We start from the raw sequence: 12,278 nt of genomic DNA, 5'->3' as shown, positions 1-12,278 counted from the left end.
TCGCCGCACCGCTCCCCATGCTTGTCCTCGGCATCGAATCCTCCTGCGACGAAACCGGCCTCGCCCTCTACGACACCGAAGCCGGCCTGCTCGCCCACGCCCTGCATTCGCAGATTGCCATGCACCGCGAGTACGGCGGCGTGGTCCCCGAACTCGCTTCGCGCGACCATATCCGCCGCGTACTGCCGCTGCTGCAGCAGGTGCTGGACGATGCCGGCCGCAGCCGCGCCGACATCGATGCCATTGCCTTCACGCAGGGCCCGGGGCTGGCCGGCGCGCTGCTGGTCGGCGCCTCGGTCGCCAATGCACTGGGCTTCGCGTTGAACGTGCCGATGATCGGCGTGCATCATCTCGAAGGCCACCTGCTGTCGCCGCTGCTCACGCCAGAGCCGCCGCCGTTCCCGTTCGTGGCGCTGCTGGTTTCCGGCGGCCATACCCAACTGATGGAAGTGAAAGGCGTCGGCGACTATGCCCTGCTCGGCGAAACCCTCGACGACGCTGCCGGCGAAGCATTCGACAAGACCGCCAAGCTGCTGGGCCTGGGCTATCCCGGCGGCCCCGAGGTCTCGCGCCTGGCCGAATTCGGCACGCCCGGCGCGTTCGAGCTGCCGCGGCCGATGCTGCATTCGGGCAACCTCGATTTCTCGTTTGCCGGCCTCAAGACCGCCGTGCTGACGCAGACGCGCAAGCTGGCCAATACCTGCGAGCAGGACCGCGCCAACCTGGCTCGGTCCTTCGTCGACGCCATCGTCGATGTACTGGCCGCCAAGTCCTTCACGGCGCTCAAGCAGACCGGCCACAAGCGGCTGGTGGTAGCCGGCGGCGTCGGCGCCAATCGCCAGTTGCGCGAACGCCTGAACCAGCTTGGCAAGCAGCGCAAGATCGACGTCTACTACCCGGACCTGGCCTTCTGCACCGACAACGGCGCAATGATCGCCTTCGCCGGCGCCATGCGGCTGCAGGCCGCGCCGCAGCTCGCGCAGCGCAGCTACGGCTATGGCGTGACGCCGCGCTGGGACCTGTCGGATATCCGCCTGCCTTCTGCGGCCTGAACGGGCTGCCTGCTCAGGAAACAAAAAGGCCACCGCGAAAGGTGGCCTTTTTGTTTGGATCGAGACGGGCTTACGCCGTCGGTTCCAGCCGCTTGTCGCGCTCGATCACCGCATAGGCGCTGTGGTTGTGGATCGACTCGAAGTTTTCGGCCTCGAGCACGTAGGCCACGATGCGATCATCCGCATTGAGACGCATGGCAATGTCGCGCACCAGGTCTTCCACGAACTTGGGATTCTCGTAGGCGCGCTCGGTCACGAACTTCTCGTCGGGACGCTTGAGCAGGCCCCACAGCTCGCACGAGGCCTCTTCCTCGGCCATGCGCACCAGCGCCTCCACCGGCAGTTCGCTCGCCAGTTCCACGTTCATCGTGATGTGCGAACGCTGGTTGTGCGCGCCGTACTGCGAGATCTTCTTCGAGCACGGGCACAGGCTGGTCACCGGCACCAGCGCCTTCAGGAACACGCGCGTCACGCCGTTGCGGATCTCGCCGGTCAGCGTGACCTCGTAGTCCATCAGCGACTCCACGCCCGACACGGGCGCGATCTTGCTGATGAAGTAGGGGAACGTGACCTCGATGCGGCCGGCTTCGGCTTCGAGTTTCTCGAGCATCTTGTCGAGCAGCAGGCGGAAGCTTGCCAGTTCCAGCGGCGCGCGCTCTTCTTCCAGCAGCGCGACGAAGCGCGACATATGCGTGCCCTTGACCTCGGCCGGCAAATGCACGTCGAGGTTGAAGGTGCCCACGCTCGGGACCACGCCGGCCGGCGTCTTCAGCGAGACCGGATAGCGCACGCCCTTGACCCCGACACGCTGGATGGGGATCTGGCGGGTGTCACGGCTCGACTGGACGTCGGGCATCACGAAGGCGGGATTGATGTCATTCATCTACGGTTTCCTCCAGGACCACACCAGGGGGGTGGCGCAAGTCCTTACGGTCGCGGCATTTTCGCAGTCCATCCATGCCGCGCAACGAGTGTGAAACCACGGCGCCGGCAAAATTCAAGCCGACCCGCAGCTGCGAACACAAAAAACGGGAGTTTAAGGGAATTCACACGGAGCCGCCGGAAGCGGCTCCGTACCCTTACAGATCGTACGGGTGATCAGCGCGCCCGGCCGTGTCAGGCCACGCGCGAAGCGATCGCGACGGGCGCCTGGCCAATGCCGAAGCGTTCGCGCACCGAGCGTTCGATGCCGGCGGCATCGAGCCCGCACTGCGACAGCAGCAGGGCCGGGTCGCCATGGTCGATGAAGCGGTCGGGCAGGCCCAGCACCAGCACCGGGATATCGATGCCGGCCTCGGCCAGCGCCTCGAGCACGGCGCTGCCGGCGCCGCCCATGATGCTGCCCTCTTCCACCGTTACCAGGTAGTCGTGCTCCTGGGCCAGGCGCTTGACCAGTTCGACATCGAGCGGCTTGACGAAACGCATGTCGGCCACCGATGCGTCCAGCGCCTGCGCGGCGCCGAGCGCCGGGTGCACCATCGAGCCGAAGCCCAGCAGCGCCACGCGCTGGCCCGCGCGTGCGCCGCCGATGCGGCGCATCACGCCCTTGCCCACCGGCAGGTCCTTCAGCGCAGCCTCGGTGGCCACGCCCTGGCCAGCGCCGCGCGGATAGCGCACGGCGGTCGGGCAATTCTGGTGGAACGCGGTCGTCAACAACTGGCGGCACTCGTTCTCGTCGGACGGCGTCATCACCATCATGTTGGGGATGCAGCGCAGGTAGGGAATATCGTAGGCACCGGCGTGCGTGGCGCCGTCGGCACCGACGAGGCCCGCGCGGTCCAGCGCGAACACCACCGGCAGGTTCTGCAGCGCCACGTCGTGGATCAGCTGGTCATAGCCACGCTGCAGGAACGTCGAGTAGATCGCCACGACTGGCTTCAGGCCTTCGCAGGCCATGCCACCCGCGAACGTCACCGCGTGCTGTTCGGCGATGCCGACGTCGTAGTAGCGCTCCGGGAAGCGCTTCTCGAACTCGACCATGCCCGAGCCCTCGCGCATCGCCGGCGTAATGCCGACCAGGCGCTTGTCGGCGGCGGCCATGTCGCACAGCCATTCGCCGAAAACCTGCGTATAGGTCTTGCGCGCCGGCTTGGCGGCCGGGCGGATGCCCTCGGCCGGGTTGAACTTGCCCGGGCCGTGATAGAGGATCGGATCGGCCTCTGCCAACTTGTAGCCCTGGCCCTTCTTCGTCACCACGTGAAGGAACATTGGGCCCGCGCCTTCGAGCGCGCGCTTGCGGATGTTCTGCAGCGTCGGCACGAGCGAATCGAGATCATGCCCGTCGATCGGCCCGATGTAGTTGAAGCCGAATTCCTCGAACAGCGTCGCCGGCACCATCATGCCCTTGGCGTGTTCCTCGAAACGCTTGGCGAATTCCAGCACCGGCGGCGCCACCGACAGCACCTTCTCGATGCCCTTCTTGGTGGCCGCATAGAACTGGCCGCTCAGCAGCCGCGCCAGGTGCTTGTTGAGCGCGCCGACGGGCGGCGAGATCGACATGTCGTTGTCGTTCAGCACCACCAGCAGCGGCAGGTCCTTGTACACGCCGGCATTGTTCAGGGCCTCGAAAGCCATGCCCGCGGTCATCGCCCCGTCGCCGATCACTGCGATCGACACGCGCTTCTCGCCGAGCGTGCGCGCGCCCAGGGCCATGCCCAGCGCGGCCGAGATCGAGGTCGACGAATGCGCCGTGCCGAAGGTGTCGTACTCGCTTTCGCTGCGGCGCGGGAAGCCCGAGATGCCGCCGAACTGGCGCAGCGTATTCATGCGATCGCGCCGGCCGGTCAGGATCTTGTGCGGGTAGCTCTGGTGACCCACGTCCCAGACGACGCGGTCGTCGGGGGTGTGGAAAACATAATGCAGCGCGATGGTCAGTTCCACCGTGCCGAGATTCGACGAAAGGTGGCCGCCAGTCTGCGAGACCGACTCCAGCACATAGGCGCGAAGTTCATCGGCCAGTGTCCGCAATTCGCGCCGGTCCAGCTTGCGCAGGTCTGCGGGGGCGTCAATCTTTTTGAGCAGTGCGTAGGTCATGATGTCCGTTCGGCCGCCGGTTTCTGCTGTCCGGCTTGTCAGTTCAATGTGTGCGCAGCACGATCAGGTCAGCCAGATCGGCCAGGCGGGTCGCCCGTGCGCCGAATCCGGCCAGGGCGTCATGCGCCGACTGGCGCAGTTCCGCCGCCAGTGCGCGCGCCGCTTCCAGTCCCATCAGCGAGACATAGGTCGGCTTGTCATGCGCGGCGTCCTTGCCCGCGGTCTTGCCCAGCGTGGCGGTATCGGCGGTGACGTCCAGAATATCGTCCACCACCTGAAACGCCAATCCCACGGCCGCGGCGTACCGGTCCAGCGCCGCCAGGCCCTGGGCGTCGATTTCACCACATAGCGCGCCCATGCGCACGCTCGCGCGCAGCAGCGCGCCGGTCTTCATGCGGTGCATGGCCTCCAGCGCCTCGCGCGACATGGCCTTGCCGACGTTCTGCAGGTCGATGGCCTGTCCGCCGGCCATGCCGACCGAACCCGACGCCATGGCCAGTTCGGCGACGAGCTTCAGCCGCGCCTCGGGCTGTACCGCCTGCGCCTGGGCCAGCACGATGAAGGCCTGGGTCTGCAGCGCGTCGCCCACCAGCAGCGCGGTGGCCTCGTCATAGGCCTTGTGCACGGTCGGTCGCCCGCGGCGCAGGTCGTCGTCGTCCATGCAGGGCATGTCGTCGTGCACCAGCGAATAGGCGTGGATCATTTCGACCGCGCAGGCCGCGGCATCGCAGGCCTCGGCACGCGCACCCGTCACATCGCCGGCGGCATGCACCAGCAGCGGCCGCACGCGCTTGCCGCCGCCGAGCACAGCATAGCGCATGGCCTCGTGCAGTGTCTGGGGCACGGTGTCGGCATTTGGCAACGCCTGGTCCAGCGCGGCCTCGGTCCGGGCGCCCTGCGCCCGCATCCAGCTTGCGAAATCCGTCATTCCTGCTCCAGGCCGTTGGCGTTGGCGTTGGCGTCTGCAGCCAGGGGTTTCAGCACGTCGCCTTCCAGCACCCGGACCTGCTGTTCCACGCGTTCGAGTTTCTGCTGGCAATAGCGGACCAGCTCGGCGCCGCGGCGATACGCCGAGAGCGACGCTTCCAGCGGCAGCTCGCCGCTTTCCATGCTGGCGACCAGCGTTTCCAGTTCGGCCATCGCCGCTTCATACGACGCGGGCGGCGCGGAGCCCGCGGCAGTGTCTTCGGTCGGGACCGGATCGGTCGTGGTTCTTGGCATGTCAGGCCCTGGATCAGTGGGAAGCCGGATTTTACGCCAAAGCTGGCTCCCGCCCCACTCCGGCGCCGGGCGAATCCGTCACCTCGCATTCACCATTTCGCGGAATGTGACTTGTGCGCTTGAGTCGTCTTTCCGAATGCGCCCAGTACGGCACCCAAAAGACGACCCGGGTCGACTTTTTCGCTAAAAAGGCAAAAAAATCAGGCCCTTAACTTTTTGGCCGGGGTACAATCCCCGGCTCGTCGCCGCAGTCCGCGCTGGCCCTGCCAGGCCCGCAAGGCGGTCGACAAAGTTTCCCAAATCGATTCATTTTTCGATGGTTGGGTTGTTCACTGCTTTCACCTAGTTATCTGGGAGTGGGGATAATGTCCAATCTCAGCACCGCGCTCCAACTGGCGCCGGCTGATACGCAACTGCCCGTTGATGTTTACTTCGATGAGGCGCTGCATCAACAAGAACTAGAACTGCTGTTCAGGAATGGTCCGGGCTATGTCGGCCACGAACTGATGGTTCCGGAGGTCGGCGACTACCACACGCTGAAGGCCGAGGACGAAGGCCGCATGCTGGTCCGCAACGCGGCCGGCGTGGAGCTGATGTCCAACGTCTGCCGCCATCGCCAGGCCATCATGCTCAACGGCAAGGGCAATTCGAAGAACATCGTCTGCCCGCTGCACCGCTGGACCTACGACCTGAAGGGCGAGCTGCTCGGCGCGCCACATTTCGACCAGCAGCCATGCCTGCACCTGAAGCGTTCGCCCCTGCAGAACTGGAACGGCCTGCTGTTCGACGGCAAGCGCGATGTGCGCGCCGATCTTGCCCGGCTGGGTGTCGCCGACGACCTGAACTTCGAAGGCTACCTGCTCGACCACGTCGAGGTCCACGAGTGCAACTACAACTGGAAGACCTTTATCGAGGTCTATCTGGAGGACTACCACGTCGTGCCGTTCCACCCGGGACTGGGCAGCTTTGTCTCGTGCGACGACCTGAAGTGGGAGTTCGGCGAGTGGCACAGCGTGCAGACCGTGGGCCTGCACGCCGGCCTGAAGCGGCCCGGCAGCATGACCTACCAGAAGTGGCACGACGAAGTCCTGCGCTTCAATAACGGCGTGCTGCCCAAGCACGGCGCGATCTGGCTGACGTACTACCCCAACATCATGGTGGAGTGGTACCCAAACGTGCTGGTGGTCTCCACGCTGCACCCGATGGGCCCGCGCAAGACCCGCAACGTGGTCGAGTTCTACTACCCCGAGGAAATCACGCTGTTCGAGCGCGAGTTCGTCGAGGCCGAGCGCGCCGCCTACATGGAAACGTGCATCGAGGACGACGAGATCGCCGAGCGCATGGATGCCGGCCGCCTGGCGCTGATGAAGCGCGGCACCAGCGAGGTTGGCCCCTACCAGTCGCCGATGGAAGACGGCATGCAGCACTTCCATGAGTGGTACCGGCGCGCCATGGCCTACCAGGGCTGACCCGACGGGCGATTACCGCACAAGCCAGACAGGAACGGACCGCGCAGGCGGTCCGTTCTGCGTTGGCGGCATCACAACGCACGCTACAATGGCGGCTCGGTCGAGGCCCTCGCCTCACCGCCCCGATTCGCGACGCGGCCCCGCACCATGAAGCCCCGGTCGCGCACCCATTCGATCCGCCCCCTCCTCCCACGCCATGCAATCGCTCTGGATGTTGTTTGCCGCCTTCTCGTTTTCGTTGATGGGGGTGGGCGTCAAGCTGGCATCCGAGTTCTACACCACCGGTGAAATCGTCTTCTATCGCAGCGTGATCGGGGTGGCCATCATGTGGGCGCTGATGGCGTCGCAGGGCGTGTCGGTGCGCACGCCGCACATGGTGACGCACATCAAGCGCAGCCTGTTCGGCGTGACCGCGCTGTTGCTGTGGTTCACGTCCATCACGCTGCTGCCGCTGGCCACGGCGATGACGCTGAACTACATGTCGCCCGTGTGGATCGCGCTGATCCTCGGCGCCAGTGCCGCGCTCGCGGGCACCGCGGGCACCGCCGATAAAAAGCTGATCGTGGCCATCCTGATGTCCTTCGCCGGCGTGCTGTTCCTGCTGCAGCCGTCGGTGGGCAAGGACCAGCTCACCGGCGGCCTGATCGGGCTGATCTCGGGCATGTTCACCGCGCTGGCCTATGTCGAGGTCCGGCAACTCGGACAGCTTGGCGAGCCCGAGCACCGTATCGTCTTCTACTTCTCGGCCGTCGGCCTGGTGGTCGGGCTGGTCTGGATGCTGTATTCCGGCCCCACCGCTCACACCTGGCACGGCATTGGCCTGCTGCTCGCCATCGGCGTCCTGGCCACGCTCGGCCAGACCGCCATGACGCGCGCCTACAAGCGCGGCAATACGCTGCTCACGGCCAACCTGCAGTACGCCGGCATCGTGTTTTCGAGCATCTGGGGCATGCTGATCTGGTCGGACAAGCTCAACTGGCTCTCGTGGCTCGGCATGGGGCTGATCATTGCCAGCGGCATCGCCACCACGCTCGCCCGCGCGCGCCAGGACGCGGGACATACGCCCACGCCAGACACGCCGGTCAAATCGCCGGAGGCGGAAGTGCATCCGGAGGTGTAGCATTTTCGGGGTCACCCATTGCTCCAGGAGCCCCATGCCAAATCCGCTGATTTCCGTCGCCGCGCTGCAGGCCTTGCAGGCGGGGCCCGCGCGCCACGTCGTCGTCATCGATTGCGGCTTTGACCTGGCCAACCCGGCCGCCGGCCGCGAAGCCTACCAGGTCGGCCATCTGCCCGGCGCGTTCTACCTGCATCTCGACAACGAACTATCGGGGCCGAAAACAGGCCGCAACGGCCGCCACCCGCTGCCAGACCCTGACGCCTTCACGGCCCGACTGCGCGCCCTGGGCGTGAACAGCGACACCGAAGTGGTTGCCTATGACGCGCAAGGCGGCATGTACGCCGCCCGGCTGTGGTGGATGCTGCGCTGGATCGGCCACGCCGCCGTGAGCGTGCTCGATGGCGGCAAGCCCGCCTGGGTCAAGGCCGGACTAGCGCTCGAACATGGCGCAACGCCGGACCCCGAGATGCCGGGCAATCTGGAGCGAGGCCAGCCGCTGGTCACCACCGTGGACGCCGCCGCGCTGCTCGAAAACCTCGATCGCCCGACACGGCTGGTCGTGGACGCCCGCTCGCCGGACCGCTTCCGCGGCGAGAACGAGACGCTGGATCCTGTCGGCGGACACATCCCCGGCGCGGCCAACCGCTTCTTCAAGGACAACCTGACTTCGGAAGGCCAGTTCAAGCCAGCGGCCGAACTGCGCGCGGAGTTTGCGGCCGTGCTGGGCCAGCATGCGGCGACGAACGCCGTGATGCAGTGCGGCTCGGGCGTTACCGCCTGCCACAACCTGCTGGCGCTGGAAGTTGCCGGGCTGGAAGGCGCCGCGCTGTATCCGGGTTCGTGGAGCGAATGGTGCGCCGATCCGGCTCGCCCGGTCGCGACCGGCGCCGCGGGCTGATCCTGCGCGGAAGACTCAGTCGGCAGCCACGGCTGCCGCATGGCCATGGCCGACGTGGGCGTGGCGCTCGTGAACCCCATTGGTGATGAAGACGATCGCCGTGATGCCGGCGGCCACCAGCACCACCTGGATGAACGACTCGCGCCAGCGCGGCTTGCGCTGCATCTGCGGCATCAGGTCGCTCACGGCGATGTAGAGGAAGCTGCTGGACGCGATCACCAGCACATAGGGAATCCAGCCGCTCATCTGGTCGAGCAGGAAATACCCGACCAGGCCGCCGGCCACGGCCGCGACACTAGACAGCAGGTTGAAGGCGAACGCGCGTGCCTTCGAGAAGCCAGCGTTGAGCAGCACGATGAAATCCCCGACTTCCTGCGGAATTTCGTGCGCGGCAATGGCCAGCGCCGTGACGAGGCCGATATGCGGGTCGGCCAGGAAAGCCGCCGCGATCACGATGCCGTCGGCAAAGTTGTGGAAGGTGTCGCCTACCAGGATGGTCAGACCGCTGCGGCCGGCCTCTTCGCGGTCGTGTCCGTGGTGATGATGGTGCCCGTCGCCCTCATGATGGTGCGAATGGCGCAGCAGCGAGATCTTTTCCAGCAGGAAGAAGCCGAGCAGGCCGGCCAGCAGCGTGCCGAACAGCGCGCGCGGATCGGCGCCCGATTCGAACGCCTCCGGCAGCGAGTGGAGCAAGGCCGTGGCCAGCAGCACGCCGACGGAAAAGCTGACCATGCGCTCGACCACGCGCCCGGCCATCGTCAGCGACAGCAGCGCCGCGCCAAAAATGCTGCCCACGCCGGAAATGGTGGCGGCGAGCAGGATATACAGAAGGGTCGAGTGGATGATGGGCTCCCGGGGCGGCCATGCCGCATCCGCCCGGCGCTAGTCGGACGGCAAACGCAACAATGTTGCAACTACTGGAAGGCCGCATTGTACGTATTCCGGCGCCGACTTTGCAATCCTCGCGCGCCGGCGCCCGCATAGTCCGTCAGGCGACGCCGTGTTGCCGGAGCCAGTCCAGGCACTTGTTCCAGCCGTCCTTGGCATCTGCTTCCCGATAACTGGGCCGGTAATCAGCGTGGAAAGCGTGGCCCGAGTCCGGATAGACGATCAACTTGGACGCCTTCGACTCCGGGTCGGAGGACGCGGACAGCGCCGCCTTCATCTTTTCCACCTGCTCCTGCGTGATGCCCGTGTCCTTGCCGCCATAAAGGCCCAGCACCGGCGCGTCCAGCTTGCCGACCAGGTCCAGCGGGCTTTTCGGCTTCAGCGGCGTGGGCTCGCCGGCCAGCTGACCGTACCAGGCCACTGCCGCCTTCAGGCGCTCGTTGTGCGCGGCATACAGCCACGTGATGCGGCCACCCCAGCAGAAACCCGTGATCGCCAGCCGCGACACATCGCCGCCATTGGCGCCGGCCCAGGCCACCGCCGCGTCGAGGTCGCCCATGACCTGCGCGTCGGGCACCTTGGCGATCAAGTTGGCCTGCAGTTCCTGGATGGTGCCGAAGCTCTGCGGGTCGCCCTGGCGCGCAAACAGCTCCGGCGCGATCGCCAGGTAACCGAGCTTGGCAAAACGGCGGCAGACATCGGCGATGTACTCGTGCACGCCGAAGATCTCGCTGACCACCAGCACCACCGGCAACTTCGTCTTGCTTTCAGGCTGCGCCCGGTAGGCCGGCATGCCGAATCCGCCCGAAGGGATCGTCACCTCGCCGGCGGTCAGGCCCGCGAAGTCGGTCTTGATCGCCTGCGCCATCACGGGCAAGGCGGCCGCGGCGAACGCCGAGCCCAGCGCTGTTTTGACGAAGCCGCGGCGATTGAACGTCTGCCCGGGTACCAGGCTCTCCACTTCGGGTTTCAGCATGCGTGTCTCCAGGATCGTTGGCGGTTGGGCGGCCGCCCCGGGAATGCCCGAGGGGACGCCAAACGCCGATTCTAAGCAAACATGCCGTCACGTGCACCCGCCCTCACGCGGGAGCCGCTCAGTGCAGCTTCACCCGCGGGCTCGTCTTGCTGCGCAGCCAGTGCGTCACCGTGTCCAGCCCCATGCCGACCGCGCCGTGCAGCGCCAGCACGTGCATGCGGTAGAGCGAGGTGTACATGAAGCGCGCCATCAGCCCTTCGATAAACATCGAGCCACCGATCAGCCCGCCCATCAGGCTGCCCACCGCACTGAAATGGCCGAGCGAAACCAGCGAGCCGAAATCCTTGAACCCGAATTCCGGCAGCGGCTTGCCGGCCAGCCGCGCGCGCAGCGCGTCGAACAGGAAGGTGGCCTGCTGATGCGCGGCCTGGGCGCGCGGCGGCACCGCCGTCTGCTTTTCGGGCCACGGGCAGCTTGCGCAATCGCCGAACGCGAAGATGTCCGGATCGCCCTCGCTCTGCAGCGTCGGGCGCACCAGGATCTGCCCCTGGCGGCTGACCGGCAAGCCGAGCGCGGCCAGCACGGGCGGCGCCGTGATGCCCGCGGCCCACACCGTCAGGTCCGCGTCGATGCGCTTGCCGCTGGCGGTCAGCACCGCTTCGGTGGTCACCTCGGTCACGCGCTCGCTGGTAAAGACGTCGACGTCGAGCTTGCGCAACAGCTTCGCCGTCTCGGCCGAGACGCGTTCGGACAGCGCCGGCAGGATGCGCGGGCCCGCCTCGATCACATGGATGCGCACGTCGCGGCGCGGGTCGAGCTGGTGCAGCCCGTAGGCATTGAGCACGTGCGCGGTGTTGCGCAGTTCCGCCGACAACTCCACGCCGGTCGCGCCCGCACCGATGATGGCCACATCCACGCGTGGCCGGCCGTCTTCGCCGACACGCCCGCGACCATTCTGCGCGCGTACGCAGGCCGCAATCAGCCTGCGGCGGAAGCGCTCCGCCTGCGCGACGGTATCGAGTGCAATCGCGTTCTGCGCCGCGCCGGGCACGCCGAAGAAATGCGTGACGCAGCCGATGGCCAGCACCAGCGTGTCGTACCGCAGCTCGCGCGCCGGCAGCAGCTCCGCGCCGTCCGGGTCCATGCACGCGGCAACCGAAATCGTCTTGCGCGAGCGGTCGATGCCGGTCAGCTCGCCCTGCTGGAACTCGAAGTGATGCCAGCGCGCCTGCGCCGCGTATTCGAGCTGGTGCGTGTTGGGATCCATGCTGCCCGCGGCAACTTCATGCAGCAGCGGTTTCCAGATATGCGTGGGCAAGCGGTCCACGAGCACCACTTCGGCGACACCTTTCTTGCCGAGCTTGTCGCCCAGCCGTGTCACCAGCTCAAGTCCGCCTGCCCCGCCCCCTACAACGATGATGCGATGCGCCCTGCCGTCTGCTCCTGTGGTCATGGTCTACCCGGTGCTTTTTTTGCTGAGAAACGCTGGCCGTTTGGCACTTGCCCTCAGTTTGCTGCATCGCAATAGCGCAGGCAAGACGGCAATTACCGATTCAGCGGTCGCTTCATTCCGTACATCAGGTGTCGTATTTTCTGGGCCTCAAGGGCATGCAAATGAATA

Annotated in this window: 11 protein-coding genes; 4 read left to right on the top strand and 7 right to left on the bottom strand. The window is 66.3% G+C overall.

Annotated features, from left to right (window positions below):
* Nucleotides 1-17: 17 nt before the first annotated feature.
* The gene (gene tsaD, locus AC3FKH_RS05855; RefSeq protein ID WP_488673683.1) at nt 18-1,052 is read left to right on the top strand and encodes a tRNA (adenosine(37)-N6)-threonylcarbamoyltransferase complex transferase subunit TsaD; all 1,035 of its coding nucleotides are present in this window, start codon (nt 18-20) and stop codon (nt 1,050-1,052) included.
* 70 nt (nt 1,053-1,122) lie between these two features.
* Here tsaD and folE2 read toward each other — a convergent pair whose 3' ends face one another.
* The 4 genes from folE2 to AC3FKH_RS05835 form a co-directional block, all read right to left on the bottom strand.
* On the bottom strand, nt 1,123-1,935 hold the full coding sequence (gene folE2 / locus AC3FKH_RS05850; RefSeq protein WP_488673681.1) for a GTP cyclohydrolase FolE2: 813 nt from the start codon (nt 1,933-1,935) through the stop codon (nt 1,123-1,125).
* 233 nt (nt 1,936-2,168) lie between these two features.
* Nucleotides 2,169-4,085 carry a 1-deoxy-D-xylulose-5-phosphate synthase gene (gene dxs, locus AC3FKH_RS05845; protein WP_488673679.1) on the bottom strand — a complete coding sequence of 639 codons (1,917 nt, stop codon included), beginning with the start codon at nt 4,083-4,085 and terminating at the stop codon, nt 2,169-2,171.
* 43 nt (nt 4,086-4,128) lie between these two features.
* A complete protein-coding gene (locus AC3FKH_RS05840) occupies nt 4,129-5,013 on the bottom strand; it encodes a polyprenyl synthetase family protein (RefSeq protein ID WP_488673677.1) in 885 nt (294 codons plus the stop codon).
* On the bottom strand, nt 5,010-5,306 hold the full coding sequence (locus tag AC3FKH_RS05835; protein WP_488673675.1) for an exodeoxyribonuclease VII small subunit: 297 nt from the start codon (nt 5,304-5,306) through the stop codon (nt 5,010-5,012). Before AC3FKH_RS05835 ends, AC3FKH_RS05840 begins: the two co-directional genes overlap by 4 nt.
* A 365-nt stretch (nt 5,307-5,671) precedes the next feature.
* Between AC3FKH_RS05835 and AC3FKH_RS05830 the strand changes: the two genes are divergently transcribed.
* The 3 genes from AC3FKH_RS05830 (at nt 5,672) to AC3FKH_RS05820 (ending at nt 8,793) form a co-directional block, all read left to right on the top strand.
* The gene (locus AC3FKH_RS05830; protein WP_488673673.1) at nt 5,672-6,775 is read left to right on the top strand and encodes an aromatic ring-hydroxylating oxygenase subunit alpha; all 1,104 of its coding nucleotides are present in this window, start codon (nt 5,672-5,674) and stop codon (nt 6,773-6,775) included.
* 196 nt (nt 6,776-6,971) lie between these two features.
* Entirely contained in the window at nt 6,972-7,895 is a 924-nt protein-coding gene (locus tag AC3FKH_RS05825) for a DMT family transporter (RefSeq protein WP_488673672.1), read from the top strand.
* A 34-nt stretch (nt 7,896-7,929) separates the two neighbouring features.
* Nucleotides 7,930-8,793, top strand: a complete 864-nt coding sequence (locus AC3FKH_RS05820) for a sulfurtransferase (RefSeq protein ID WP_488673671.1) — start codon at nt 7,930-7,932, stop codon at nt 8,791-8,793.
* Between the two features lie 15 nt (nt 8,794-8,808).
* Here the strand turns inward: AC3FKH_RS05820 and AC3FKH_RS05815 are convergent, their stop codons facing one another.
* From AC3FKH_RS05815 to AC3FKH_RS05805, 3 genes are all read right to left on the bottom strand, one after another.
* On the bottom strand, nt 8,809-9,621 hold the full coding sequence (locus tag AC3FKH_RS05815) for a ZIP family metal transporter (RefSeq protein ID WP_488673862.1): 813 nt from the start codon (nt 9,619-9,621) through the stop codon (nt 8,809-8,811).
* A 160-nt stretch (nt 9,622-9,781) separates the two neighbouring features.
* Complete coding sequence (locus tag AC3FKH_RS05810; RefSeq protein ID WP_488673669.1) at nt 9,782-10,657, bottom strand: dienelactone hydrolase family protein; 876 nt, start codon at nt 10,655-10,657, stop codon at nt 9,782-9,784.
* 118 nt (nt 10,658-10,775) lie between these two features.
* Nucleotides 10,776-12,110: an NAD(P)/FAD-dependent oxidoreductase gene (locus AC3FKH_RS05805; RefSeq protein WP_488673667.1), complete on the bottom strand. Its 1,335-nt coding sequence runs from the start codon at nt 12,108-12,110 to the stop codon at nt 10,776-10,778.
* Nucleotides 12,111-12,278: the final 168 nt, after the last annotated feature.

This window comes from Cupriavidus sp. 21MJTG02-4 (genome assembly GCF_057798975.1).
This window is presented reverse-complemented; position numbering and strand designations above follow the sequence as displayed.